Here is a 25,879-nt window from a genome sequence, read left to right as displayed (position 1 = left end):
GGGGGCCGTCTTATGAAAACCGTGTTCAACGGCCGCCATGGTCTGCATGCGGCCACGCACGAGTTCTTCCGCGGGCGGCTGGTGCCGGCCTTCGAGATCCCGGCGCGGGCCGACTTCGTGCTGAACGCGCTGCGGGAGCGGCCGCTGGGCGAGCTGCTGGCGCCGGTGGACCACGGGATGGCGCCCCTGGAGCGTGTTCACGCGCCGGCCTATCTGCGCTTCCTGCAGGGCGCCTGGGACGAATGGCAGCAGCTGGGCGGCGAGGGCGATGCCTTCCCGGCCGTGTGGCCGGTGCGCACGCTGCGCAGCGACGTCGAGCCGCGCAGCTTCGCGGCGCGCATGGGCCTGTATTCGATGGACAGCGGCACGCCGCTGACCTCGGGCAGCTGGGAGGCGGCCTATTGGGGCGCGCAGTCCGCGCTGACGGCGCTGGACCAGGTGCTGGCCGGCGAGCGCGGCGCCTACTGCCTGACGCGGCCGCCCGGCCACCATGCCGGGGCCGACTTCTTCGGCGGCTATTGCTTCGTCAACAACGCCGCGGTGGCGGCGCAGGCCGCCCGCGATGCGGGGCTGGCGCGCGTGGCCATCCTGGACGTGGACTACCACCACGGCAATGGCACGCAGGCGATCTTCTATGAGCGCGCCGACGTCTTCTTTGCCAGCATCCACGGCGACCCGCAAACCGAGTACCCCTTCTTCCTCGGCCATGCCGACGAGCAGGGCGCGGGCGCGGGCCTGGGTTTCAACGCCAACTTTCCGCTTCCGGTGGGCGTGGACAACGAGCGCTGGTTCGACGCTCTGGAGCAGGCGCTGGGCCGGCTGCAGGCCTTCGATCCGCAGCTGCTGGTCGTCTCGCTGGGCGTGGACACCTATGGCGGTGACCCGATCTCGCATTTCAAGCTGGACCGCCCCGAGTTCGCGCGCCTGGGCGAGCGCCTGGCGCGCCTGGGCTGGCCCACGCTGTTCCTGCAGGAAGGCGGCTATGCCACCGAGGCCATAGGCTGGAACGTGCATGCCGTGCTGCAGGGCTTCGCGCAGGCGGCGCGCTGATCGGCCATGGCCATGACACCGGCTCGCGTGCATCTGCGTCCGACCATGCTGTCGGACCTGGACTTCGTCGTCACGGTGGAGCAGGACGCGGCCAACCTGCCCTTCATCACGGCCTGGGAGCGCACCCAGCACGAGGGCGCGATCCGCTTCCCCGATGCGCGCCACTTCATCGTCGAACTGGACGGCCAGCGCGCCGGCTTCGTGATCCTGCAGGGCTGCCGCAATCCCCATCGCTCGGTGGAGCTCAAGCGCATCGTGCTGGGCCCCAAGGGGCAGGGCCTGGGTCGCGCCTGCGTGCGGCTGCTGAAGAAGATGGCCTTCACGCAGCTGGGCGCGCACCGCTTCTGGCTGGACGTGAAGGGCTTGAACCTGCGCGCTCAGCAGCTCTATCTGAGCGAAGGCTTCGTCGAGGAGGGGCGGCTGCGCGAGTGCGTCAAGGTGCAAGGAGCCGATGGCTACGACGCCCTGATCGTGATGTCCATGCTGGACCGCGAGTACCAGGCCCGGCTGGCGCTGGGCGAGGAGCTGGCGTGACGGGGGCTCGATCGGGCCTGATCGCCCTCGGTCTGGCGCTGGTCCTGGCGGCCCCGGCGCGCGCGGAGCTGTGGGGCTATGTCGATGCGCGCGGCATCGCCCATTTCGCCGCCCGTCCGCTGGATTCCCGCTACCAGCCGGTGCTGTCCACCGGCACCGCGGTGCAGCGCGTGCCGGGCAAGACCGACCATGGCCGCGGCGTGCTGACCTGGCTGGACATCGCGCCGGAGGTGAAGGCGGTCCAGCCCTATCTGCGCGAAGCGGCCGAGGCCTCCGGCGTGGACGTGGAGCTGCTGAAGGCCATCATCGCCGTCGAAAGCAGCTACCAGCCGCAGATCGTGTCGCCGCGCGGCGCGACCGGGCTGATGCAGATCACGCCGCAGGCGGCGCAGCGCTATGCCAGCGAGGCCGAGCAGAAGCGCCCCGACCTGCTGCTGGACGCGCGCAGCAATGTGCGGATCGGCGCGCGCATGCTGGCCGATCTGCTGCGCCGCCACGAGCGCCTGGACGCGGCGCTGGCGGCCTGGAATGCGGGCGAGGGCGCGGTGCGCCGCGCCGGCGGGCGCATGCCCGATATCGCCGAAACCCAGGCCCATGTGCAGATGGTGCTGGAGCTGTACTGGGCGCTGCTGCAGCGCAGCCAGAGCCGCCTGGCCCAGGAAATGAGAATCCACAGCCCGACGCCCTAGGCGCGGCTTGATCCCGTATGAACCAAGACACTTTCGATTTCGACGATCCGCAAGCCCAGCCGTCCGGTGCGACGGCCGACGATGGCAACGCCCTGACGCTGGGGCAGTACGCGCAGCAGGCCTACCTGGAGTACGCGCTGTCGGTGGTCAAGGGGCGCGCGCTGCCGCTGTTCTCCGACGGCCAGAAGCCGGTGCAGCGCCGCATCCTGTACTCGATGGAGCGCATGGGGCTGGCCTTCGCCGGCACCAGCGGCGCCAAGCCGGTCAAGAGCGCGCGCGTGGTCGGCGACGTGCTGGGCCGTTTCCATCCGCACGGCGACCAGGCGGCCTATGACGCGCTGGTGCGCATGGCGCAGGACTTCAGCCAGCGCTATCCGCTGATTGACGGCCAGGGCAATTTCGGCAGTCGCGATGGCGACGGCGCCGCCGCGATGCGCTACACCGAAGCCCGCCTGGCGCCCATCGCGCGGCTGCTGCTGGACGAGATTGACGAAGGCACGGTGGACTTTCAGCCCAACTATGACGGCTCCACCGACGAGCCGCGCCAGTTGCCGGCGCGCCTGCCCTTCGTGCTGCTCAACGGTGCTTCGGGCATCGCGGTGGGCATGGCCACCGAGGTGCCCAGCCACAACCTGCGCGAGGTCGCCGATGCGGCGGTGGCACTGCTGAAGAACGACAAGCTCAGCGACGACGAGCTGTTCACCAAGCTGCCGGGGCCCGACTATCCCGGCGGCGGCCAGCTGATCAGCTCGCCCGACGAGATCCGTGCCGCCTATGCCAGCGGGCGCGGCAGCCTGAAGCTGCGCGCGCGCTGGAAGATCGAGGACCTGGCGCGAGGTCAGTGGCAGCTGGTCGTGACCGAGCTGCCGCACGGTGTCTCCAGCCAGAAGGTGCTGGAGGAGATCGAGGAGCTGTCCAACCCCAAGGTCAAGGCCGGCAAGAAGGCGCTGAGCCCCGACCAGCTGCAGCTCAAGGCCAGCCTGCTCGCGGTGCTGGACGGCGTGCGCGACGAGTCGAGCAAGGACGCGCCGGTGCGCCTGGTCTTCGAGCCCAAGAGCCGCACGGTGGAGCAGCAGGACCTGATCACCACGCTGCTGGCCCACACCAGTCTGGAATGCTCGGCGCCGGTGAACCTGACCATGGTCGGCGCCGACGGGCGCCCGACGCAGAAGACGCTGCGCCAGATCTTGACCGAGTGGGTGGAGTTCCGGCTGCAGACGGTGACCCGCCGCACCCAGCACCGGCTGGACAAGGTGCGCGACCGCATCCATGTGCTGGAAGGCCGGCAGCTGGTGCTGCTGAACATCGACGAGGTGATCGCGATCATCCGCGGCTCGGACGAGCCCAAGGCGGCGCTGATCGCGCGCTTCAACCTGAGCGACCGCCAGGCCGAGGACATCCTCGAGATCCGGCTGCGCCAGCTGGCGCGCCTGGAGGCGATCAAGATCGAGCAGGAGCTGAAGGCGCTGCGCGAGGAAGCCGCCAAGCTGGAAGACATCCTGGGCAGCCCGGCCAGCCTGCGCCGCACCGTGGTCAAGGAGATCGAGGCCGACGCCAAGCAGTTTGGCGACGAGCGCCGCACGGTGATCCAGGAGGAGAAGCGCGCGGTGGCCGAGGTGCGCATCGTCGACGAGCCGGTCACGGTGGTGGTGAGCCTGAAGGGCTGGGTGCGCGCGCTGAAGGGCCACGAGGTGGACCCGGCGGCCCTGAGCTTCAAGTCGGGCGACAGCCTCTACGGCGTCTTCCCCTGCCGCAGCGTGGATCCGCTGATCGTGCTGGGCAGCAACGGCCGGGTCTACTCGGTGGCGGTGGCGACGCTGCCCGGGGGGCGCGGCGATGGCCAGCCCATCACGACGCTGATCGACCTGGAGCCGGGCACGCAGATCGCGCATTACCTGGCCGCGTCGCCGACGCAGCGCCTGGTGCTGGCCGGCACGGGCGGCTTCGGACTGGTGGCCGAGGTGGGCGACCTGGTGGGGCGGCAGAAAGCGGGCAAGAGTTTCCTCAGCCTGGAAGGCGACGAGCGGCCGCTGGCGCCGGCGCTGGTGCCGGCCGGCGAACTGGCGGCGCTGCAGCTGGGTTGTCTGTCGTTGAACGGCCGGCTGCTGAGCTTCCCGCTGGACGAGCTGAAGCACCAGCCCAAGGGCGGTCGGGGCCTGACGCTGATGGATCTGGAGCCCAAGGACGCGCTGGTCAGCGTGGCCGCGTTCGGCCAGCAGTTGCTGGTGCAGGGCAGCGGGCGCGGCGGCAAGGCCAAGGAAGAGCTGCTGAAGGGGGCGGCGCTGGCGAGCTATGCGGGCAAGCGCGCGCGCAAGGGCAAGGCGGTGGAGGGGCTGCAGAAGGTGTTGAGGCTGCTGGATCCGCTGTCGTCGCGCTGAGTCTGTGTTGTGGGTTGTGGGAGCGCGATGGATGCGCCGGGCCAGGGCCGCCACTCGTGTCCCCCGGCCTGCGGCCTCCTCCTTGACCTCGCGGCAGCCCTGACCCGACACATCCATCCGGAACCGCTCTGGCATCTCTGATGCTCTCTGGATTATTCGGGCCGCTTTGGCATCTCTGATCCCTCGGATCATTCGGAGCGCTCTGGCCCTGTGGTCCAGGCGGCTCTGATTCATCGTGAGAGGGACCGGAAAGACAAACGCCCGGCGGTGCCGGGCGTTTGCAGCGGAGGCGAGAAATGCTTACTCGCTGGCGGCCAGCGCGATGTGGCTGAAGCCACCGTCCACGTAGATGATCTCGGAGCTGATGCCGCCCGACAGGTCGGACAGCAGGAAGGCTGCGGTGTTGCCCACGTCGTCGATGGTCACGTTGCGGCGGATCGGCGTGCTGGCGGCGAACTGGCTGAGCAGCTTGCCGAAATCCTTGATGCCGGAGGCGGCCAGGGTCTTGATCGGGCCGGCCGAGATGCCGTTCACGCGCACGCCCTTGGCGCCCAGGTTGTAGGCCAGATAGCGCACGCTGGATTCCAGCGAGGCCTTGGCCAGGCCCATGGTGTTGTAGTTGGGCACATAGCGCTCGGCGCCCAGGTAAGACAGGGTCAGCAGCGCGCTGCCGGCGCGCAGCCGGGGCAGGGCGGCCTTGGCCATCGCGGGGAAGCTGTAGGCCGAGATGTCATGCGCGATGCGGAAGTTCTCGCGGCTCAGGCCGTCCAGGAAGTCGCCGGCGATGGCCTCGCGCGGAGCGAAGCCGATGGAATGCACGAAGCCGTCGAACTCGGGCCAGACCTCGCCCAGCTCGGCGAACAGGCGCTCGATCTGCGCGTCGTCGCCGACGTCGCAGTCATAGATCAGCTGGGAATCGAACTCGGCGGCAAATTCGGCGATGCGGTCCTTGAAGCGCTCACCCACATAGCTGAAGGCCAGTTCGGCGCCCTCGCGGCGGCAGGCCTTGGCAATGCCGTAGGCAATGGAACGGTTGGACAGCACGCCCGTGATCAGCAGTCGCTTGCCGGCGAGAAAACCCATGTCTACTCCTGTATTTCGAACGAGTCCGGGATTCTCTCAAGAAAACGACAGGCTGCCCGGAGTTTCTTGAACCCGCCGCCAGCGGGCCGCGCACGGTGGGCCGCGGGCTGCCTCCGCCACTCTGGGCTGGCAGTCATGTTGCTGATGGTGTCTTTGCGTTGTACAATCTGAGCTTCGCTGTGAAAGCAGGCCGCAAGAGCTTAGGGCTTTAGAGGCTTGCTGGGTGGGAGTGACGGAATTGGGCGGATTCATCCAGCCCATTTTTTTTGCTCCGTTACCGAGCCTTCAGGTTTGTTGCCGATATTTCGCGGGTCCCGGTGGGGTTTTCGAGCGCGGCTGGGGTCTGGAGTATTGCAGCGTCTGGATTTTGTGAGGCCTTGCCGGGCTGTCGTGGCGGTTGGAAGTTGCCCCTTGGGGCGCGCCGATCACTGCGGCGGCGGGCAGGGCTGTTGTACTGAGGAATCGCCAGCCAGGCGATCCGGGGTCGCCGGCCCTGGGGATTCTGGCGCCGGGGAAACATTGAGAGAGTCGTCACACGTCGAATGAATTGGCAAGCCGTTGTTGAAAAGACCGTGACCGGTCTGGGTTATGAGCTGGTGGGCTGCGAGCGCAGCGCCGGTGGCTTGCTGCGTGTGTTCATCGACAAACCTTGGGCGCCGGGCCAGGATCCGACGGAGCCTGTCAATGTGGACGACTGCGAGCGCGTGACGCGCCAGCTCCAGTACGTGCTGGAGGTCGAGAACTGCGACTACCAGCGCCTGGAGGTGTCCACGCCGGGGCTGGACCGCCCGCTGACCAAGCCCGTCGACTACGAGCGTTTTGTCGGCGAACAGGTCGAGATCACGCTGCGCCAGCCCTTCCAGGGCCGCAAGAAGTACCGCGGCGAGCTGGCCGCCGGTGTGGCGGATGCGCAAGGCGAAGCGACGCCGTGGCGGGTGATCTTCAACGACGGCAAAGAGGACCAGGCGCTGGATTTCGCGCTGGACGAGGTGCGCTCGGCCAAGCTGGTTCCCATGGTGAGTTTCAAGCGCGCCCCGCAGGGCCAACCAGGCGGCAAGGGCGCGAAAGACACGGGCAAGGCGGCCAAGGCTTCGAAAACATCGAAGAAGAAGAGCAATGCCAAGTCCAGGCAGGCGGCGGACGAGCCGGCTGCCGCACAGGATGACAAGGTTGACGGAGGTCTCGAGCAATGAACCGCGAACTGTTGATGCTGGTGGACGCCATCTCGCGCGAAAAGAGCGTGGAGCGCGATGTGGTGTTTGGCGCCGTGGAAGCCGCGCTGGCTTCGGCCACGAAGAAGCTCTACAGCGGCGAGGTCGATATTCGCGTGGCGATTGACCGCGACACCGGCGAGTACGAGACCTTCCGCCGCTGGCATGTGGTGCCCAACGAGGCCGGCCTGCAGAACCCGGACGCAGAAATCCTGCTGTTCGAGGCCCAGGAGCAGATCGCCGACATCGAGGTGGACGACCACATCGAGGAAGGCATCGAGTCCGTGCCCATCGGCCGCATCGGTGCGCAAGCCGCCAAGCAGGTGATCCTGCAGAAGATCCGCGACGCCGAGCGCGAGCAGCTGCTGAACGACTTCATGTCGCGCGGCGAGAAGATCTTCGTCGGCACGGTCAAGCGCCTGGACAAGGGCGACATCATCGCCGAGTCCGGCCGCGTCGAGGGCCGGCTGCGCCGCAACGAAATGATCCCCAAGGAAAACCTGCGCACCGGCGACCGCGTGCGTGCGGTGATCCTGGGCGTGGACCCCACGCAGCGCGGCCCGCAGATCATGCTCTCGCGCTCGTCGCCCGAGTTCATGAAGGAGCTGTTCGCGCAGGAAGTGCCCGAGATCGAGCAGGGCCTGCTGGAGATCAAGAGCTGCGCCCGCGACTCCGGCAGCCGCGCCAAGATCGCCGTCGTGTCGCATGACAAGCGTGTCGACCCGATCGGCACCTGCGTCGGCGTGCGCGGCTCGCGCGTCAACGGCGTGACCAACGAGCTGGCCGGCGAGCGCGTGGACATCGTGCTGTGGTCCGAGGACCCGGCGCAGTTTGTGATCGGCGCGCTGGCGCCGGCCAACGTGCAGTCCATCGTCGTCGACGAGGAGCGTCACGCGATGGACGTGGTCGTCGACGAGGAAAACCTCGCGATCGCGATCGGCCGTGGCGGCCAGAACGTGCGCCTGGCCTCGGAGCTGACCGGCTGGAAGATCAACATCATGACCGCCGAGGAATCGGCGGCCAAGCAAGCCGAGGAATCGGAGTCGGTGCGCAAGCTCTTCGTCGACAAGCTCGACGTGGACGAGGAAGTCGCCGACATCCTGATCGCCGAGGGCTTCACCAGCCTGGAAGAAGTGGCCTACGTGCCCATGCAGGAAATGCTGGAAATCGAGGCCTTCGACGAAGAGACCGTCACCGAGCTGCGCACCCGTGCCAAGGACGCGCTGCTGACGATGGAAATCGCCCGCGAAGAAAAGGTCGAGGAAGTCTCGCAGGATCTGCGCGACCTGGAAGGGATGACGCCGGAGCTGCTGGCCAAGCTGGCCGACGGCGACATCCACACCCGCGACGATCTGGCGGACCTGGCTGTGGACGAGCTGGTGGAGATCGCCGGCATGGACGAGGCGGCTGCCCGCGCGCTGATCATGAAGGCGCGCGAGCACTGGTTCAACGCATAAGCCCTAAACAAGGCTGCAAGCCGAACCGCATCGCCCGCCCCGTCGTATTGGATTAAGGATTTCACAATGGCCGTGACCACCGTCGCCCAGTTTGCTGCAGAGCTGAACAGGCCTGCGAGCACGCTGCTGGAGCAGCTGCAAGCCGCGGGCGTCAAGAAGGCGTCCGCCGAGGACACCCTCAACGAAGCCGACAAGGAACGTCTGCTGGACCACCTGCGCAATGCGCATGGCACCGGCGGCGCCGAGCGCAAGAAGATCACGCTGACTCGCAAGTCGACCAGCGAGATCAAGCAGGCCGATGCCTCCGGCAAGGCCCGTACCATCCAGGTTGAAGTGCGCAAGAAGCGCGTCTTCGTCAAGCGCGAGGACGGCATGGACGAAGCCGCCGCCCAGGCCGCCGAGGAAGCCGAGCTGAAGCGCCGCGAAGAAGAAGCCCAGGCTCAGGCCGAGGCTCTGCGCCGCCAGGAAGAAGAGCTGGCGCAGCGCATGCGCGAGCGCGAGGAAGCCGAGCGCAAGGCGCGCGAGGCCGAAGAGAAGCGCCGCGAGGAAGAGCGCCTGGCCCGCGAGGCCGAGGCCGCCCGTGCCGCCGCCGAAGCCGCCGCCAAGGCCGCGGCCGAGGAAGAGGCGCGCCGCGCCGCCCAGGCCCAGAAGAAGGAAGCCGAGAAGAAGGAAGCCGCGCCGGCCGCTGCCGCGCCGGCACCTGCGCCCGTGGCTGCGGCGCCGGCCGCCCCCGTGGCTCCGGCTGCGCCGGCCGCGCCGGCCGAGGCACCCAAGCCCGTGCTGCGCGTGGTCAAGGCCGCCGACAACGGCGCCGACGAGAAGGCCCGCCAGGCCGAGCTGGAGCGCCGCCGCAAGGCCGCCGAGGCCGAGGCTGCTGCCATCCGCGCGATGATGAACGCACCCAAGAAGGTGCTGGTCGCGAAGAAGGAAGAGCCCAAGCCCGAAGCCGCCGCCGGTGGCATCAAGGGCACCATCCACAAGAAGCCTGGCGCCGCGCCGGGTGCCGCCGGTGCGCCGGCGCCGGCCGGAGCCGGTGCCAAGCCGGGCGACAAGAAGTCGGTCAAGAGCGAGAAGCTCTCGTCCAGCTGGGCCGACGACGCCGCCAAGAAGCGCGGCCTGAAGACTCGTGGCGACGCACCGGCCGGTGCGGGCGCCGCGCGTCCGGGCTGGCGTGCGCCGGGCGGCAAGGGCCCGGGCCGCCGTGGCGACCGCAACGACCGTGGTGCCAGCAGCTCCAACTTCGTCGCGCCGACCGAACCGGTGGTGCAAGAGGTGCATGTGCCCGAGACCATCTCGGTCGCGGACCTGGCGCACAAGATGTCGGTGAAGGCCTCGGAGGTCATCAAGCAGTTGATGAAGCTGGGCCAGATGGTCACCATCAACCAGCAGCTGGACCAGGAAACGGCCATGATCCTGGTCGAGGAAATGGGCCACAAGGCCTTCGCGGCCAAGCTGGACGATCCGGATGCCTTCCTGGAAGAAGAGGGCGCCGCCGCCGAAGCCGAACACGAGCTGCTGCCGCGTGCCCCGGTGGTGACCGTGATGGGTCACGTCGACCACGGCAAGACCTCGCTGCTGGACTACATCCGCCGCAGCCGCGTCGCCGCGGGCGAAGCCGGTGGCATCACCCAGCACATCGGTGCGTACCACGTGGACACCCCGCGCGGCACCATCACCTTCCTCGACACCCCGGGTCACGAGGCCTTCACGGCCATGCGTGCCCGCGGTGCGAAGGCGACCGACATCGTCATCCTGGTCTGCGCGGCCGATGACGGCGTGATGCCGCAGACCAAGGAAGCCATCCACCATGCCAAGGCCGCGGGCGTGCCCATCGTCGTGGCGATGACCAAGGTCGACAAGCCCGACTCCAACCTGGATCGCGTCAAGAGCGAGCTGGTGGCCGAGCAGGTCGTGCCGGAAGAGTTCGGCGGCGATTCGCCCTTCATCGGCGTGTCGTCCAAGACTGGCCAGGGCATCGACGAGCTGCTGGAGCAGGTGCTGCTGCAGGCCGAGGTGCTGGAGCTGAAGGCGGCCAAGGATTCGCTGGCCAAGGGTCTGGTGATCGAAGCCAAGCTGGACAAGGGCCGCGGCCCGGTGGCCACGGTGCTGGTGCAGAGCGGCACGCTCAAGCGCGGCGACGTGGTGCTGGCCGGTTCGACCTATGGCCGCGTGCGCGCCATGCTGGACGAGGACGGCAAGCCGACGAACGAGGCCGGTCCCTCCATCCCGGTGGAGATCCAGGGCCTGACCGAGGTGCCGCAGGCCGGTGACGAGTTCATGGTGCTGGCCGATGAGCGCCGCGCCCGCGAGGTCGCGACCTTCCGCCAGGGCAAGTACCGCGACGTCAAGCTGGCCAAGCAGCAGGCCGCCAAGCTGGAGAACATGTTCTCCGACATGGCCGCCGGCGACGTGCAGACCCTGCCGCTGATCATCAAGGCCGACGTGCAGGGCTCGCAGGAAGCGCTCGCCGCCTCGCTGCTCAAGCTCTCGACCGACGAGGTCAAGGTGCAGATCGTGCACGCCGCGGTCGGTGGCATCAGCGAGTCGGACGTCAACCTGGCGATCGCCTCCAAGGCCATCGTCATCGGCTTCAACACCCGTGCCGATGCCGGCGCGCGCAAGCTGGCCGAGGGCAATGGCGTCGACATCCGCTACTACAACATCATCTACGACGCCGTGGATGAGGTGAAGGCGGCGATGGGCGGCATGCTGGCGCCCGAGCAGCGCGAGGAAGCGCTGGGCACGGCCGAGATCCGCGTGGTCTTCGTCGCGTCCAAGATCGGCACGGTGGCCGGCTCCATGGTCACCTCCGGCCTGGTGCGCCGCAACGCCAAGTTCCGCCTGCTGCGCGACAACATCGTGGTCTACACCGGCGAGGTCGAATCGGTCCGCCGCGAGAAGGACGATGTGAAGGAAGTCAAGGAAGGCTTCGAGTGCGGTATCAAGCTCAGGAACTACAGCGACATCAAGGAAGGTGATCAGCTGGAGTTCTTCGAGATCAAGGAAGTGGCCAGAACGCTCTAAACCCCGAGCGCCCGGCCAGATGCCCGGCGGGTCGCCCCGCCGGGCTTTGTTGTTTGAAGGAAGGACGAGGTATGCGACACAAGCGATCCATCCCCAACCGCGGTCTGCGCGTGGCGGACCAGATCCAGCGCGACCTCTCGGAGCTGATCCGCGAGCTGAAGGACCCGCGCATCGGCATGGTCACGATCAATGCGGTCGAGGTCACGCCGGACTATGCGCACGCCAAGGTGTTCTTTTCGCTGCTGGTCGGCGACCCGCAGGGCAACGAGGAGGCGCTGAACGAGGCGGCGGGTTTCCTGCGCAACGGCCTGTTCAAGCGCCTGCAGATTCACACCGTGCCCAGCCTGCATTTCCATTTCGACCGCACCATCGAGCGCGCGGCCGAGATGGGCGCGCTGATCACCAAGGCCAATGCCAGCCGCGCGCTGGACGACAGCGACGGCCGCGAGGACTGAACCCTCCGGGCCGCCCGATGACGATTTGACGATGTCCGCTCCCGCTCCCCGCCCCAAGATCCCGCGCCGTGCCGTGCATGGCGTGCTGATGCTGGACAAGCCCCTGGGCCTGACCAGCAACGACGCCTTGCAGAAGGTCAAGCGCCTGCTGCGCGCGGAAAAGGGCGGGCATACCGGCACGCTGGATCCGCTGGCCACCGGGCTGCTGCCGCTGACCTTTGGCGCGGCGACCAAGTTCAGCCAGGTCAGCCTGGAGGCGGACAAGGCCTACCGCGCGACGCTGCAGCTGGGCGCCACGACCACCACCGGTGACGGCGAGGGCGAGCTGCTGCAGCAGCGCGAGGTCCAGGTCACGCCAGCGCAGATCGCCGAGGCCTGCGCGGCCTTCACCGGCACGATCTCGCAGCTGCCGCCGATGTATTCGGCGCTCAAGCACCAGGGGCGGGCGCTGTACGAGCTCGCCCGCGAAGGCAAGACCGTCGAGCGCCAGCCGCGTGAGATCACGATTCATCGCATTGCCATCGTCGGCTGGGACGATGCAAGCCACCAGCTCGTGATCGACGTGCGCTGCAGCAAGGGCACCTACATCCGCACGCTGGCCGAGGACATCGGCGAGCGCCTGGGCTGCGGTGCCCACCTGGCCGGACTGCGGCGCACCGGCAGCGGGCCGGTGGCGGTGGAGGGCAGCGTGACCCTGGAGCAGCTGGAGGCGATGGACGAGGACGCGCGCCTCACGCTGCTGAAGGCGCCGGACAGTCTGCTGGCCGAATGGCCGGCGGTGGCGCTGGATCCGGACGAGGCGGGGCGCTTCCTGTCCGGCATGCGCCGCCGCGTGGACCAGCCCGACGCCCCCCAGGTGCGGGTCTATGGCCAGCGGCCGCACGCCTTCCTGGGCAGTGCCCACATCCAGGCCGGCGAGCTGATCGCCGACCGCCTGCTGAGCCCCAACGAGATTGCCACCATGCTGTTGCAGCAGGCGGCCTGAGCGAATTTCCCAAGAAAGCTGTTTATGAGCAAGCAAATCCGCAACATCGCCATCATCGCCCACGTGGACCATGGCAAGACCACCCTGGTGGACCAACTGCTGCGCCAGAGCGGCACCTTCGCCGAGCACGAGAAGGTCGGCGAGTGCGTGATGGACAGCAACGCGATCGAAAAGGAACGCGGCATCACCATCCTGGCCAAGAACTGCGCGGTGCGCTGGCAGGATACCCACATCAACATCGTCGACACCCCGGGCCACGCGGACTTCGGCGGCGAGGTGGAGCGCGCGCTGTCCATGGTCGACGGCGTGGTGCTGCTGATCGACGCGCAGGAGGGCCCGATGCCGCAGACCCGCTTCGTCACCAAGAAGGCGCTGGCCCTGGGCCTGCGCCCCATCGTGGTGGTGAACAAGGTGGACAAGCCGGGCGCCAAGCCCGACGCGGTGATCAACGCCGCCTTCGACCTGTTCGACAAGCTGGGCGCGACCGACGATCAGCTGGATTTCCCGGTGGTCTACGCGTCCGGCATCAACGGCTGGTCCTCGCTGGAAGAGGGCGCCCCGGGCGAGAAGTGGGGCGAAGACATGGCCCCGCTGTTCAACACCATCCTGAAGCATGTGCCGCCGCACGCCGGTGACCCGGCCGCGCCGCTGCAGCTGCAGATCAGCTCGCTGGACTACTCCACCTTCGTCGGCCGCATCGGCGTGGGCCGCATCAACGCCGGCACGCTCAAGCCCGCGCAGGACGTGCTGGTGATGGAAGGCCCGGACGGCAAGTCGCTCAAGGGTCGCGTCAACCAGGTGCTGAAGTTCCAGGGTCTGGACCGCATGCAGGTCAGCGAGGCCGGCCCCGGCGACATCGTGCTGATCAACGGCATCGAGGACATCGGCATCGGCGTCACCATCACCGACCCGGCCAATCCGCAGCCGCTGCCGATGCTCAAGATCGACGAGCCGACGTTGACCATGAACTTCTGCGTCAACACCTCGCCGCTGGCCGGCCGCGAAGGCAAGTTCGTCACCAGCCGCCAGATCTGGGACCGCCTGCAGAAGGAACTGCAGCACAACGTCGCGCTGCGCGTGCGCGAGACCAGCGAGGACGGCATCTTCGAAGTGTCCGGCCGTGGCGAACTGCACCTGACCATCCTGCTGGAGAACATGCGCCGCGAAGGCTTCGAGCTGGCCGTCTCCAAGCCGCGCGTGGTGTTCCAGGACATCGACGGCGAGAAGTGCGAACCGATCGAGATGGTCACCGTGGACGTCGAGGAAAACCACCAGGGCGGCGTGATGCAGGCGCTGGGCGAGCGCAAGGGCGAGCTGGTCAACATGGAGCCGGACGGCCGTGGCCGCGTGCGCCTGGAATACCGTATCCCGGCGCGCGGCCTGATCGGCTTCTCCAACGAATTCCTGAACCTGACCCGGGGCTCGGGCCTGATCTCCAACATCTTCGACGGCTACGAGCCGCACAAGGGCGAGATCGGCGGCCGCAAGAACGGCGTGCTGATCTCCATGGACGCCGGCGAAATCTTCACCTACGCGCTGGGCAAGCTGGATGACCGCGGCCGCATGTTCGTCAAGGCCGGTGACCCGGTCTATGAAGGCATGATCGTCGGCGTGCACAACCGCGACAACGACCTGGTCGTCAACGCCACGCGCACCAAGCAGCTGACCAACTTCCGCGTCAGCGGCAAGGAAGACGCGATCAAGATCACCCCGCCCATCGAGCTGACGCTGGAGTACGGCGTGGAGTTCATCGAGGACGACGAGCTGGTCGAAATCACGCCCAAGAGCATCCGCCTGCGCAAGCGCTTCCTGCAGGAGCATGAGCGCAAGCGCCAGGCGCGCGAAAGCGCCTGAGGCGGTCCGAGGCAGGCGTCCGCGGCCGCAAGCCACAAAGGGGTATGACGCACCGCAAGGCGGTCTTCCTGATGGTGCTGGTCACGCTGCTGTGGAGCACGGCGGGCGTGGTCACGCGCCATCTGGAGGCGGCGCGCAGCTTCGAGATCACCTTCTGGCGCAGCGCCTTCAACGCGCTCACGCTGATGGTCGCGCTGCGCTGGATGCGCGGCGCGGCGTTCTGGGGCCAGCTGCGCCGCGCGCCGCGCGTGGTGTGGTGGTCGGGGCTGTGCTGGGGCGTGATGTACACCGCCTTCATGCTGGCGCTGACCCTGACCAGCGTGGCCAACGTGCTGGTCACGATGGCGCTGGGGCCTCTGCTCACGGCGCTGTTCGCACGCGTCTTCCTGCACCACCGGCTGCCCGCCCGTACCTGGGCCGCGATCGGCCTGGCCAGCGGTGGCATTGCGTGGATGTTCGGGCGCGAAATGCAGGGCAGCCCCGGCTCGCTGGCCGGCATGGCGATCGCCTTCGCGGTGCCGGTGGCCGCGGCCAGCAACTGGACCCTGCTGCAGCATCAGCGTGCGCATGTCGACCGCCATGCGGGCTCGGGCAATGCGGCGCCGGACATGCTCAGTGCCGTGCTGCTGGGCGCGCTGATCTCTGCGCTGGCCACGCTGCCACTGGCCTGGCCCATGCAGGCCTCGGCCCATGACCTGGGCCTGCTCGCGCTGCTGGGCGCCACGCAGCTCGCGCTTCCCTGCCTGTTGGTGGTCGCGCTGGCGCGCGTGCTGCCCGCGCCGGAACTGGCGCTGCTGGGGCTGCTGGAAGTGTTGTTCGGTGTGCTGTGGGCCTGGCTGGGGGCAGGGGAGATCCCGTCTTCCTCGGCGCTCTCCGGCGGTGCTATGGTGCTGGCTGCGCTGATTGGCAATGAGTTGCTGGGCCTCTGGACCCGTCCGCCCGCCTCGCGCACCACCCCCCGTTCCAACCTCTGAGCACCTCACAAAGGGAGTCGGCCATGTCTGCCGCTTTGATCCCCGCATTGCAGTCCCAAGGCCAGATCCTGGCCGAGGTGAACGGCTGCCTGGGCCTCATCACGCTGAACCGCGCGAACGCGCTCAATGCGCTGTCGCTGGCGATGATCCGCGACCTCACCACGCTGCTGCGGGCCTGGGCCCGCGAGCCGGCCATCCAGGCCGTGGTGGTGCTGGGCGCTGGGCGCGAGGGCAAGCCGGCGGCCTTCTGCGCGGGCGGCGACATCCGCTTCTTCCACCAGGCCGCGATGGCGCAGACCCCCGAGTCGCTGGCCGAGCTGGATGCCTTCTTCACCGAGGAATACGCGCTCAACCATCTGATCCACAACTTCCAGAAGCCCTATCTCGCGCTGATGGATGGCATCGTGATGGGTGGCGGCATGGGCATCAGCCAGGGCGCGCGGCTGCGCGTGCTGACCGAGCATTCCAAGCTCGCGATGCCCGAGACCCACATCGGTCTCTTCCCCGATGTCGGCGGCGGCTACTTCCTGTCGCGCTGCCCCGGGTCCAGCGGCGAATGGCTGGCGCTGACCGGTCAGGTCATCGGCGCGGGCGACGCGATCGAGCTCGGGCTGGGCGATGTGTTCGTGCGCAGCAGCGAGCTGCCCGCCATCGTCGAGGCCTTGCGCCACGGCCGGCAGGACAGCGCCGAGCACGTGGTGGCGACCGTGATGGAGCGCGCCGACCTCGCGCCGGCGCCCGAGCACTGGGCCTCGCGCGCGCGCATCGACCGCCACTTTGGCCAGCCCGACCTGCGCGCCATCCTGGCCTCGCTGCAGGCCGCCGCGAACGCCGACGATGCCTGGGCCGCCCAGCAGCTGGCGACGCTGTCCAAGCGCTCGCCGCTGATGATGGCGGTCACGCTGGAGCAGGTGCGCCGCGCCCGCCGCATGGAGCTGGCCGAGGACCTGCGCATGGAGCGCGATCTGGTCTATCACTGCTTCCGCCTGCGTCCCGGTGCCGCGAGCGAGACGGTGGAGGGCATACGCGCGCTGGCGGTGGACAAAGACCACCAGCCGCGCTGGAACCCGGACTCGGTCGACGGCGTGGACGCTGGGATGGTCGAGGCCTTCTTCCAGAGTCCCTGGACGCCCCAGCAGCACCCGCTGCGCGAGCTGGCCTGAGGGCCCGCGGGGCCACGGGGCCGCAACGGTCCCGTCCTTTGACGCAGAGCAAGCAGCGCGGCGGCTCGCGGCGGCGGCGCAGCGCGTGGCAGGCATGATGGGCGCTTTGATTGGAGTGCCCTCATGCAAGGCCAAGCCGCCGTGATCGACGCCCTCAATGCCCTGCTCGCGGGCGAACTGGCGGCGCGCGACCAGTATCTTTTCCATGCCCATGTGCTCGCCGATGCCGGGCTGGCCCGCATCGCGGCTCGCATCGCCCATGAGTCGACGGACGAAGCGGCGCATGCCGAGGTCCTGATCCAGCGCATCCTCATGCTGGGCGGCCTGCCGCGCATGGTGCCCGCCGCGTTGAACGTCGCCACGGACCTGCCGACCATGCTGGCCAACGACTTGGCCGTCGAGGTCCAGGTCGCCCAGCATCTGCGCGAGGTGATCGCGCTGTGCGAGACGCAGCGCGACTACGTCACCCGCGATCTGCTGCTGCCGCTGCTGATCGACACCGAGCAGGACCACGCGCACTGGCTGGAGCAGCAGCTGCGCCTGATCCAGCAGCTGGGCCTGCCCCACTACCTGCAAAGCCAGCAGGGCTGACCCGGCCCGCTGTCCCGGCCCAGCTCCTGGGCCGGCGCGGAGGTGCCCGGGATGCGATGGGCACCGTCCGCTGCCGCGCGCGCCACCGCTGCGCCGCGGAACGACGCATCAGTCCTCCTTCCTCCTCCTCCGCCCCCGCCCCCGTATCCCCGCATCGCCACGCGGCAGCGCTTCGCCGCGGCCCTGGCATCGCGTTGCCGTGTTGGCCCATGTCAAGGTCGACAAACAGTTATCAGCAGTTGTTTCGAGTCCGCACCTACCAGGGCATGTAGGTGGTGCGCGAAGGCATCCGATGGGACAGTGGGCGCTGTTCTCTTTGGCAGGCGCAAGGCCGCGCACCTCCTCGCAAGGCCGTGCACCTGATCGAGTAAGCACTCAAGAGTACGCCAGCCAACTTCATGCTCAACGAAGTCGAGCCAGTCAACGTGACAGATCCATCTGTCATCGCGTGGAAGGAGCAGGGGATGCTGATCGGGACAGACGAGCCATTCGGCTCGTAGCGCCACGCGGCGCGACATCAACAAGTCATCAAAGCTGACTCGACGCCGCCATGGCGTCGAGCGGACGAGCTCGGCCATTCACCAGGCGCGGACTGGCGGACGGGCTCGGTAGCACAGGGGGATCCATGGTCATGAATCGGGAATCGGGGCGGCGACACGCCCATGCGGCGCAGATGCAGGCAGGGCCGGCGGCCGAGGTGGCGTCAATGCCTTTGACGGGGTCGCAGCGCGACATCTGGGTCGAGCAGATCATCTATCCCACGCTGCCGCTTTACAACATCGGCGGACGTCTGCTGATCTCCGGGCCGTTGGACCCACTGCGCTTGCAGCGCGCGCTGCGCCATCTGATCGCGCAGCACGATTCGCTGCGCACGCAGCTGCTGCCGCCGGCCGAGCCGGGCGCGGTGGCGCGCCAGGCCCTGATGCCGCAGCTGGACCTGGCGCTGACGGTGCACGACCTGCGCGCCGAGTCCGACGGCGAAGCGATCGCCCAGCGTCTCATCGACGAGCAGGCCGCGCAGCCCTTCGAGCTGTATGGCCGCGCACTGTGCCGCTTCTCGCTGATCCTGGTTGCCGACGAGCGCAGCTACTTCGTCGACACCTACCACCACCTGATCACCGACGGCTGGGGCATCTCGCTGCTGCACCGCTCGCTGGCGGCGCTGTACAACGCCGACGCTCCGCCGACCGAGGCGGCACCGTCCTATCTCGACTACGTGCGTGACGACCAGGCGTTCCACGCCTCGCCGGCGCACGCGAAGCAGCTGCAGTACTGGCGCGACAAATACGCGGTGCCGGTGGAGCCGATTCTCGAGGCCAAGCCCGGCGCCGGCGTTGAGCCGCGGCCCAGCCGCCGTCACGGGGCCTGCATCGAGCGCGGTCTGTACCGGCGCATCGGCGCGCTGGCGCAGGCACAGGGGCTGTCGACCTTCCAATGGCTGCTGGCGTCAATCTGCGTGCTGCTGGGCTCGGTGTCGCAGCGCCAGCGCTTCGCGATCGGCCTGCCCATCGTCAACCGCGGCCATGCCCGCTGGAAGACCTGCAGCGGGCTGTTCGTCGGCGTCAGCCCGCTGCTGGTCGAGATGGACGCGGAGCAGTCCTTCGACAGCCTGGCGCAGCAGCTGGCCCGCAGCCTGAAGCAGGACTACCGCAACCAGCGCATCGCCATCGGCGAGCTGCAAAGCAGCTCCGGCGCGAAGAACGCCGAGCGCCGCATCTTCGACCTCAGCCTGTCCTACGAACCGCACAGCCACGACGTGTGCTTCGGCGACAGCCCCGCCACCGTCACGGCGCTGATGAACGGCTGGCAGCAGACGCCGCTGACGCTGTTCATCCGCGACTTCCATGAAGAGACCGATGTCGAGCTGGACTGGGTCTACAACACCGCCTGGTTCGACGACCGGGAGATCGACACGCTGGCGCGGCGCTGGAACCATCTGCTGGGCCAGCTGGTCGAGCAGACGGCGTTGCCCGTGAAGGAGATCTCGACGCTGATGCCCGACGAACGGGCGCAGCTGGCGCAGTGGCGGGACCAGACCTGCCGGCCGCTGCCCATGGGCGAGGACGTGCTGACCCGGGTGCGCGCGCAGGCGGACGCCACGCCGCAGGCCATCGCGCTGGAGCAGGGCGGCGAACGTGTCAGTTACGCGCAGCTGCTCGCGCATTCGCTGTCGCTGGGCGGCTGGCTGGCTGCGCAGGGCGCGGGCGAGGAAGAGCGGGTGGCCGTGTGCATGCCGCGTTCGATCGCTTGGGTGCAGGCCTTGCTGGGCAGCTGGCAGACCGGCGCCGGCTATGTGCCGCTGGACCCGCAGTGGCCGGACGCGCGCCTGGCGCAGACGCTCAAGGACTGCGCGCCCAAGGCCGTGCTGACCCTGGGGCCGATGCAGCACGAGCGCATGAGCCGGCTGCTGGACGGCGCGGCGGTGCCGGTGCTGGACCTGGGCCAGCCGCTGCCCGAAGGCCACGAGGCGCTGCGGCCTGGAAATCACCCGGTCTCGCGTCTGGCCTATGTGATCTACACCTCGGGTTCGACCGGCGTGCCCAAGGGCGTGATGGTGGAGCAGCGCCAACTGGCCAATCTGGTGGACTGGCATGTGCGCCGCATGGAGATGGGGGTCGGCCATCGCACGCCCTTGTGCGCCGGTGTCGCCTTCGATGGCAGCAGCTGGGAAACCTGGCCGGCCCTGGCCAGCGGTTCGACGCTGGTCATCGCACCGCTGGACGAGCACGGCGAAGGTCCGGACGCCATCGCGTTGCTGGACTGGTGGCGCACGCAGACGCTGCACAGCGGCTTCCTGGTGACGCCGCTGGCGGAGCTGGCGCTGGCCGACGGGCCGTTGCCGCAGGAGCTGCGCCTGCTGCTCACCGGCGGCGATCGGCTGCGTCGGATGCCGACCCACCTGCCGCCGGGGCTGACCGTGCTGAACAACTACGGTCCCACGGAGACCACGGCGATCGTGACCTCGGGCGTGGTGGCCGCGGGTCAGGAATCGCCGGACATCGGCGCGGCCATCCAGAACACCCGGCTGTATGTGCTGGACGCCCATCAGCGCGAGCTGCCGCTGGGTGCGGTCGGCGAGCTGTACATCGGCGGCGCGGGTGTGGCGCGGGGCTATCTGGGGCGTCCGGAACTGACGCAGCAGCGCTTCCTGCCCGATCCCTTCGTGGGCGGCGGCGCGCGCATGTACCGCAGCGGCGACCTGGTGCGCTGGCTGGACGACGGACGGCTGGCCTTTGTTGGTCGCAACGACGAGCAGGTGAAGCTGCGCGGCTACCGCATCGAGCTGGGCGAGATCGAGGCCCGGCTGCTGGCCCAGCCCGGCGTGCGCGAGGCCACCGTGCTGGCCCGCGAGGACGAGCCCGGCAAGAAGCGGCTGGTGGCCTACCTGGTCGTCGATGCGCAGACGCAGGACCCCGAGGCCGATCCGCTGCCGGCGCTGCGCGCCGCGCTGGAGCAGGACCTGCCGGCCTACATGGTGCCCAGCGCGTTCGTGCGGCTGGAGCGGCTGCCGCTGACGCTCAACGGCAAGATCGACCGGCGCGCGCTGCCGGTACCGGACACGCAGGACGCTGCCGAGCACGACTACGAGGCGCCGCGCGACGCGCTGGAGTCGCGGCTGGCGACGCTCTGGGCCCAGGTGCTGAAGCTGCCGCGTGTCGGCCGGCAGGACAACTTCTTCGCGCTGGGCGGGCATTCGCTGATGGCGCTGGAACTGATGTCGCGCATGGCCGCCGACGGGCTGGGCGCCGACGTGCGTCTGCTCTTCACCAGCACCAGCCTGGCCCATCTGGCGCAGCAGCTGCGCGACCGCCAGGGTGGCGCGACGGGCGTCGCGGCGTCGGCGCCCGTCTCCGTGCCGCCGCCGGCCATTCCACGCGATGCGACGCGCCTGACGCCGGACATGCTGCCGCTGGTGGCGCTAAGCCAGGCGCAGCTGGACACGCTGGTGGCTGATATCCCAGGCGGTGCCGCCAACGTGCAGGACGTCTATCCGCTCGCGCCGCTGCAGAGCGGCATGCTCTTCCATCACTTGCTCGATGAGCGCGGCGATGTCTATCTGCTGCGCGTGGCGCTGCGCTTCGACAGCCGCGCGCGCCTGAGCGCCTACCTCGCGGCGCTGCAGCAGGTGGTCGACCGCCACGACGTGCTGCGCACCTGCCTGCGCTGGAGCGGCCTGGCCGAGCCGGTGCAGCTCGTGCAGCGCCAGGCGGTGCTGCCGGTGGATGAGCATGACGCGCCCGTGGATGGCAGCAGCGCCGAAGAGCATTTGCTGCGCCTGACCGACCCGCGTACCCGCCAGCTGGACCTGCAACGCGCGCCGCTGATGGAAGCGCATATCATGCCGGAGCCCGGCCATGACAGCTGGCTGATGGCCTTGCTGGTCCACCACCTGGCGCTGGACCACCAGGCGCTGGAGGTGATGCAGCGCGAGATCTCGCTGTTGATCGAAGGCCGCGACGACGAGCTCGCGCCGGCTCAGCCTTTCCGCAACTATGTGGCGCAGGCGCGGCTGGGCCTGTCGGCCGAGCAGCACGAGGCCTATTTCCGCGAGCAGCTGGGCCGCGTGGAGGAGCCGACGCTGCCCTATGGGCTGGCGGACGTTCAGGGCGACGGGCGCGGCGTCAGCGAAGCGCGGCGGTCGCTGCCGGCGGCGCTGTGCGCGGGGCTGCGGGCGCAGGCGCGCCGGCTGGGTGTCAGCGTCGCCAGCCTGTGCCACCTGGCTTATGCGCAGGTGCTGGGCCGCATCAGCGGCCGTGACGATGTGGTCTTTGGCACCGTGCTGTTCGGCCGCCTTCAGGGTGGCGAGGGCGCGGACCAGGCGCTGGGGCTGTACATCAACACGCTGCCGCTGCGCGTGACCCTGGACGGCGCGGTGGACGACGCGGTGAAGCGCGTGCAGCGCGACCTTGCCGGCCTGCTGCGCCACGAGCATGCCCCGCTGGCCCTGGCCCAGCGCTGCAGCGGTCTGGGCGCCGGCGTGCCGTTGGTCACGGCGCTGCTGAACTACCGCCATGGCAGCGTGGGCGCCGCGCATGCGCCGCTGGCCGTGCCGGGTGCGGAGCCGCTGGCCGCCGAAGAGCGCACCAACTATCCGCTGCTGCTCAACGTCGACGACTTCGCCGATGGCGGACTGGCGCTGAGCGTGCAGCTGCGCCGGCCGCATGAGGCGCGCGCGCTGGCCGACACCCTGCAGCAGGCGCTGCAGCAGCTGCACGACGCGCTGGCCACGGCGCCGGACACCGCGCTGTCCGCGCTGGACCTGTGCACGCCGGCCGAGCGCGCGCAGCTGGCGGCCTGGAACGACACGGCGCTGCCGGTCGACGCGTCGCTGTGCCTGCACGAGCTGGTGCAGGCCCAGGCGCGCCGCAGCCCCGCGGCGCTGGCGGTGCGCCACCCCGGTGGCGAGGACCTGGACTACGCCACGCTCAATGCGCGCGCCAACCAGCTGGCCTGGAAGCTGCGCGCGCTGGGCGTCGGGCCGGACGAGCGCGTAGGCCTGTGCCTGCGCCGCAGCGAGCGCATGGTCTGGGCCGTGCTGGCAGTGCTCAAGGCCGGGGGCGCCTATGTGCCGTTGGATCCCAACTACCCGGTCGACCGCCTGGCCCTGATGCTGCAGGACGCGCAGCCGCGCGTGATCCTGCGCGATGGCGATCTGGACGAGGCGCTGGCCGCGATGCTGGCCGGCGCCGCCGCGCCTTGCCTGGACCTGCGGCGCGATGCCGGTGCATGGGCCGGTGAGCCCATCGCCGATCCTCAGCCCGGCGACGTTGGGCTGACGCCGGCGCACCTGGCCTATGTGCTCTACACCTCCGGTTCCACCGGGCAGCCCAAGGGCGTTGCGATCGAGCATCGCCAGGCGCTGAACTTCGTCAGCTGGGCGCGCCAGTCCTTCAGCGCGCAGGAGCTGAGCGCCACGCTGTGGGCCACCTCGCTGAACTTTGATCTCTCGGTCTTCGAGTGCTTCACGCCGCTGAGCGTGGGCGGGGCCTGCCTGGTGGTGGAAAACGCGCTGGCGCTGGCCGGGTCGTCGCTGCGGCCGACGCTGATCAACACCGTGCCGTCGGCGCTGGCCTCGCTGCTGGACCTGCAGGGCGTGCCGGACAGCGTGCAGACCATCAACCTGGCCGGCGAGCCGCTGAAGCAGGGGCTGGTCGAGCGCGCCTTCACGCATACGCGGGTGGCAAGGCTGTGCAATCTGTACGGGCCGACCGAGACCACGACTTACTCCACCTGGGTCGCCATGGCGCGCGAGGAGGGATTCAAGAGCGACATCGGCCGCGGCGTGGCCAACACCCAGCTGTATGTGCTGGATGCCCATGGGCGCCTGGTGCCGCCCGGCGTGGCTGGCGAGCTGTACATCGCCGGCGCCGGCGTGGCGCGTGGCTATCTGGGGCGGCCCGAAATGACGCGCGAGCGCTTTCTGCCCGACCCCTTCGTCGGTGGCGAGGCGCGCATGTACCGCACCGGCGATCTGGTGCGCTGGCGCGAGGACGGGGCGCTGGAGTATCTGGGGCGCAACGACCACCAGGTCAAGCTGCGCGGCTTCCGCATCGAGCTGGGCGAGATCGAAGCCCGGCTGCTGGCGCAGCCCGGCGTGCGCGACGCCGTGGTGCTGGCGCGCGAAGACCAGGCCGGCCACAAGCGGCTGGTGGCCTATGTGGTCGCGGCGGAAGCCTCGGCCGAGCTATCCGTCGAGACGCTGCGCCAGGGCTTGCAGCAGGAGCTGCCCAGCCACATGGTGCCCAGCGCCTTCGTGCGCCTGGACGCGCTGCCGCTGACGCCCAATGGCAAGGTGGACCGGCGCGCGCTGCCCGAGCCGGGCGTGCTGGACCATGTCACGCGCGGCTACGAGGCGCCGCAGGGTGAGCTGGAGCAGCAGCTGGCCGCGCTGTGGGCCGAGGTGCTGAAGCTGCCGCGCGTGGGACGGCACGACAACTTCTTCGAACTGGGCGGGCATTCGCTGCTGGCGGTGACGCTGACCGAGCGGCTGCGTCAAGCCGGCCTGGCCTGCGATGTGCGCGCGCTGTTCGGCGCGCCCAGCCTGGCCCAGCTGGCGCAGAGCATGGACGGTGGCGGCGACGCGCTGCGCGAAGTCGAGGTGCCGCCCAATCGCATTTCCGACCGTGCGGAGCGCATCACGCCGGAGATGCTGCCGCTGGCGAAGCTTGGCCAGGCGCAGATCGACGCGATCGTGGCCCAGGTGCCGGGCGGCGCCGCCAACGTGCAGGACATCTATCCGCTGGCGCCGCTGCAGGAAGGCATGCTCTTCCACCATCTGATGGGTGGCGAGGGCGACGTCTATCTGCTGCGCGCCGTGCAGCGCTTCGATGGCGAGCCGCGCGTGACGCGCTATCTGGACGCCCTGCGCCAGGTGTTGCGTCGCCATGATGTGCTGCGCACGGCGTTGTACTGGGATGGGCTGGACGAGCCGGTGCAGCTGGTGCAGCGCGAGGCCACGCTGCCGGTGCTGACGCTGGACGCAGCGGAGCTGGGCCTCGCCGCCGACGCGTCCGCGGACGACGCGCTGCGGGCGCTGCTGCGCCACAGCGACGCACGCCATCTGCGGCTGTCGCTGCAGCAGGCGCCGCTGATGCAGGTGCAGCTGCTGCGCGAGCCCGGCGGCGAGCGCTGGCTGATGGCGCTGCTGGTGCATCACCTGGCGGTGGACCACCAGGCGCTGGAGGTCCTGCAACAGGAGATCGCGCTGCTGATGGAGGGCCGCGGCGACGAGCTGGCCCCGGCGCAGCCCTTCCGCAACTATGTGGCCCAGGCCCGCCTGGGGCTGGGCGCCGCGCAGCATGAGGCCTATTTCCGCGAGCGTCTGGCCTCGGTCGACGAGGCCACGCGGCCCTATGGGCTGGCGGACGTGCAGGGCGACGGCAGCGCGGTGAGCGAGGCGCAGCTGGCGCTGCCTGCGGCGCTGGGGGCCGGTCTGCGGGCCCAGGCACGCCGGCTGGGCGTCAGTGTCGCCAGCCTGTGCCACCTGGCCTATGCCCAGCTGCTGGGCCGGGTCAGCGGTCGCGACGACGTGGTCTTCGGCACCGTGCTCTTCGGTCGCATGCAAGCCGGGGCCGGCGCGGACCGCGCGCTGGGGCTGTACATCAATACGCTGCCGCTGCGCGTGCGGCTCGAGGGCCGGGTGCAGGACACGGTCCGGCAGGTGCAGCACGAACTGGCAGGGCTGTTGCGCCATGAGCATGCGCCGCTGGCGCTGGCACAACGCTGCAGCGGGCTGGACGCCGGCGTGCCGCTGGTGACGGCGCTGCTGAACTACCGCCATGGGCAGGTCCAGGACAGCGGCACGGGCGGCGCCTGGCAGGGCGTGGAGCAACTGGCCGGCGAGGAGCGCAGCAACTACCCGTTCACCCTGAGCGTGGACGACCTGGGCGAGCATGGGCTGCATCTGCGTGCGCAGGTGCACCGGCCCGCG

Annotated in this window: 15 protein-coding genes; 14 read left to right on the top strand and 1 reads right to left on the bottom strand. The window is 69.3% G+C overall.

The window, feature by feature from the left end:
- Window positions 1-12: 12 nt before the first annotated feature.
- From LZ017_RS20700 to parC, 4 genes are read left to right on the top strand one after another with little or no spacing between them, the layout of a single operon-like run.
- A complete protein-coding gene (locus tag LZ017_RS20700) occupies window positions 13-1,050 on the top strand; it encodes a histone deacetylase family protein (RefSeq protein WP_241398831.1) in 1,038 nt (345 codons plus the stop codon).
- Between the two features lie 12 nt (window positions 1,051-1,062).
- Window positions 1,063-1,584 carry a GNAT family N-acetyltransferase gene (locus tag LZ017_RS20695; RefSeq protein ID WP_241398830.1) on the top strand — a complete coding sequence of 174 codons (522 nt, stop codon included), beginning with the start codon at window positions 1,063-1,065 and terminating at the stop codon, window positions 1,582-1,584.
- Window positions 1,581-2,273, top strand: a complete 693-nt coding sequence (locus LZ017_RS20690) for a lytic transglycosylase domain-containing protein (protein ID WP_241398829.1) — start codon at window positions 1,581-1,583, stop codon at window positions 2,271-2,273. The genes LZ017_RS20695 and LZ017_RS20690 overlap by 4 nt, the downstream gene beginning before the upstream one ends.
- 17 nt (window positions 2,274-2,290) lie before the next feature.
- The gene (parC, locus tag LZ017_RS20685; protein ID WP_241398828.1) at window positions 2,291-4,651 is read left to right on the top strand and encodes a DNA topoisomerase IV subunit A; all 2,361 of its coding nucleotides are present in this window, start codon (window positions 2,291-2,293) and stop codon (window positions 4,649-4,651) included.
- A gap of 300 nt (window positions 4,652-4,951) precedes the next feature.
- Here parC and fabI read toward each other — a convergent pair whose 3' ends face one another.
- Window positions 4,952-5,734 (bottom strand): enoyl-ACP reductase FabI, encoded by a 783-nt coding sequence (fabI, locus tag LZ017_RS20680; RefSeq protein WP_241398827.1) that lies wholly within the window; start codon window positions 5,732-5,734, stop codon window positions 4,952-4,954.
- Between the two features lie 542 nt (window positions 5,735-6,276).
- Between fabI and rimP the strand changes: the two genes are divergently transcribed.
- From rimP to LZ017_RS20630, 10 genes are all read left to right on the top strand, one after another.
- Entirely contained in the window at window positions 6,277-6,927 is a 651-nt protein-coding gene (rimP, locus tag LZ017_RS20675) for a ribosome maturation factor RimP (RefSeq protein ID WP_374109963.1), read from the top strand.
- On the top strand, window positions 6,924-8,402 hold the full coding sequence (gene nusA, locus LZ017_RS20670; protein ID WP_241398826.1) for a transcription termination factor NusA: 1,479 nt from the start codon (window positions 6,924-6,926) through the stop codon (window positions 8,400-8,402). The genes rimP and nusA overlap by 4 nt, the downstream gene beginning before the upstream one ends.
- Before the next feature lie 66 nt (window positions 8,403-8,468).
- The gene (gene infB / locus LZ017_RS20665; RefSeq protein WP_241398825.1) at window positions 8,469-11,426 is read left to right on the top strand and encodes a translation initiation factor IF-2; all 2,958 of its coding nucleotides are present in this window, start codon (window positions 8,469-8,471) and stop codon (window positions 11,424-11,426) included.
- Between the two features lie 71 nt (window positions 11,427-11,497).
- Window positions 11,498-11,881 (top strand): 30S ribosome-binding factor RbfA, encoded by a 384-nt coding sequence (gene rbfA, locus LZ017_RS20660; RefSeq protein WP_241398824.1) that lies wholly within the window; start codon window positions 11,498-11,500, stop codon window positions 11,879-11,881.
- A 31-nt stretch (window positions 11,882-11,912) separates the two neighbouring features.
- A complete protein-coding gene (gene truB / locus LZ017_RS20655) occupies window positions 11,913-12,866 on the top strand; it encodes a tRNA pseudouridine(55) synthase TruB (RefSeq protein WP_241398823.1) in 954 nt (317 codons plus the stop codon).
- Window positions 12,867-12,890: 24 nt separating this feature from the next.
- Window positions 12,891-14,720 carry a translational GTPase TypA gene (gene typA, locus LZ017_RS20650; protein ID WP_241398822.1) on the top strand — a complete coding sequence of 610 codons (1,830 nt, stop codon included), beginning with the start codon at window positions 12,891-12,893 and terminating at the stop codon, window positions 14,718-14,720.
- A gap of 44 nt (window positions 14,721-14,764) precedes the next feature.
- Window positions 14,765-15,694: a DMT family transporter gene (locus LZ017_RS20645; protein WP_241398821.1), complete on the top strand. Its 930-nt coding sequence runs from the start codon at window positions 14,765-14,767 to the stop codon at window positions 15,692-15,694.
- A gap of 23 nt (window positions 15,695-15,717) precedes the next feature.
- Window positions 15,718-16,857: an enoyl-CoA hydratase/isomerase family protein gene (locus tag LZ017_RS20640; RefSeq protein ID WP_241398820.1), complete on the top strand. Its 1,140-nt coding sequence runs from the start codon at window positions 15,718-15,720 to the stop codon at window positions 16,855-16,857.
- A 123-nt stretch (window positions 16,858-16,980) separates the two neighbouring features.
- Window positions 16,981-17,448 (top strand): bacterioferritin, encoded by a 468-nt coding sequence (gene bfr / locus LZ017_RS20635; protein WP_241398819.1) that lies wholly within the window; start codon window positions 16,981-16,983, stop codon window positions 17,446-17,448.
- Between the two features lie 706 nt (window positions 17,449-18,154).
- On the top strand, window positions 18,155-25,879 hold a 7,725-nt coding region (locus tag LZ017_RS20630), incomplete at its 3' end, for a non-ribosomal peptide synthetase (RefSeq protein ID WP_241398818.1).

The organism is Pelomonas sp. CA6 (genome assembly GCF_022549225.1).
Lineage (GTDB): Bacteria > Pseudomonadota > Gammaproteobacteria > Burkholderiales > Burkholderiaceae_C > Roseateles.
The sequence above is the reverse complement of the archived record's forward strand: the minus strand, read 5'-3'. Positions and strand labels throughout refer to the sequence as shown.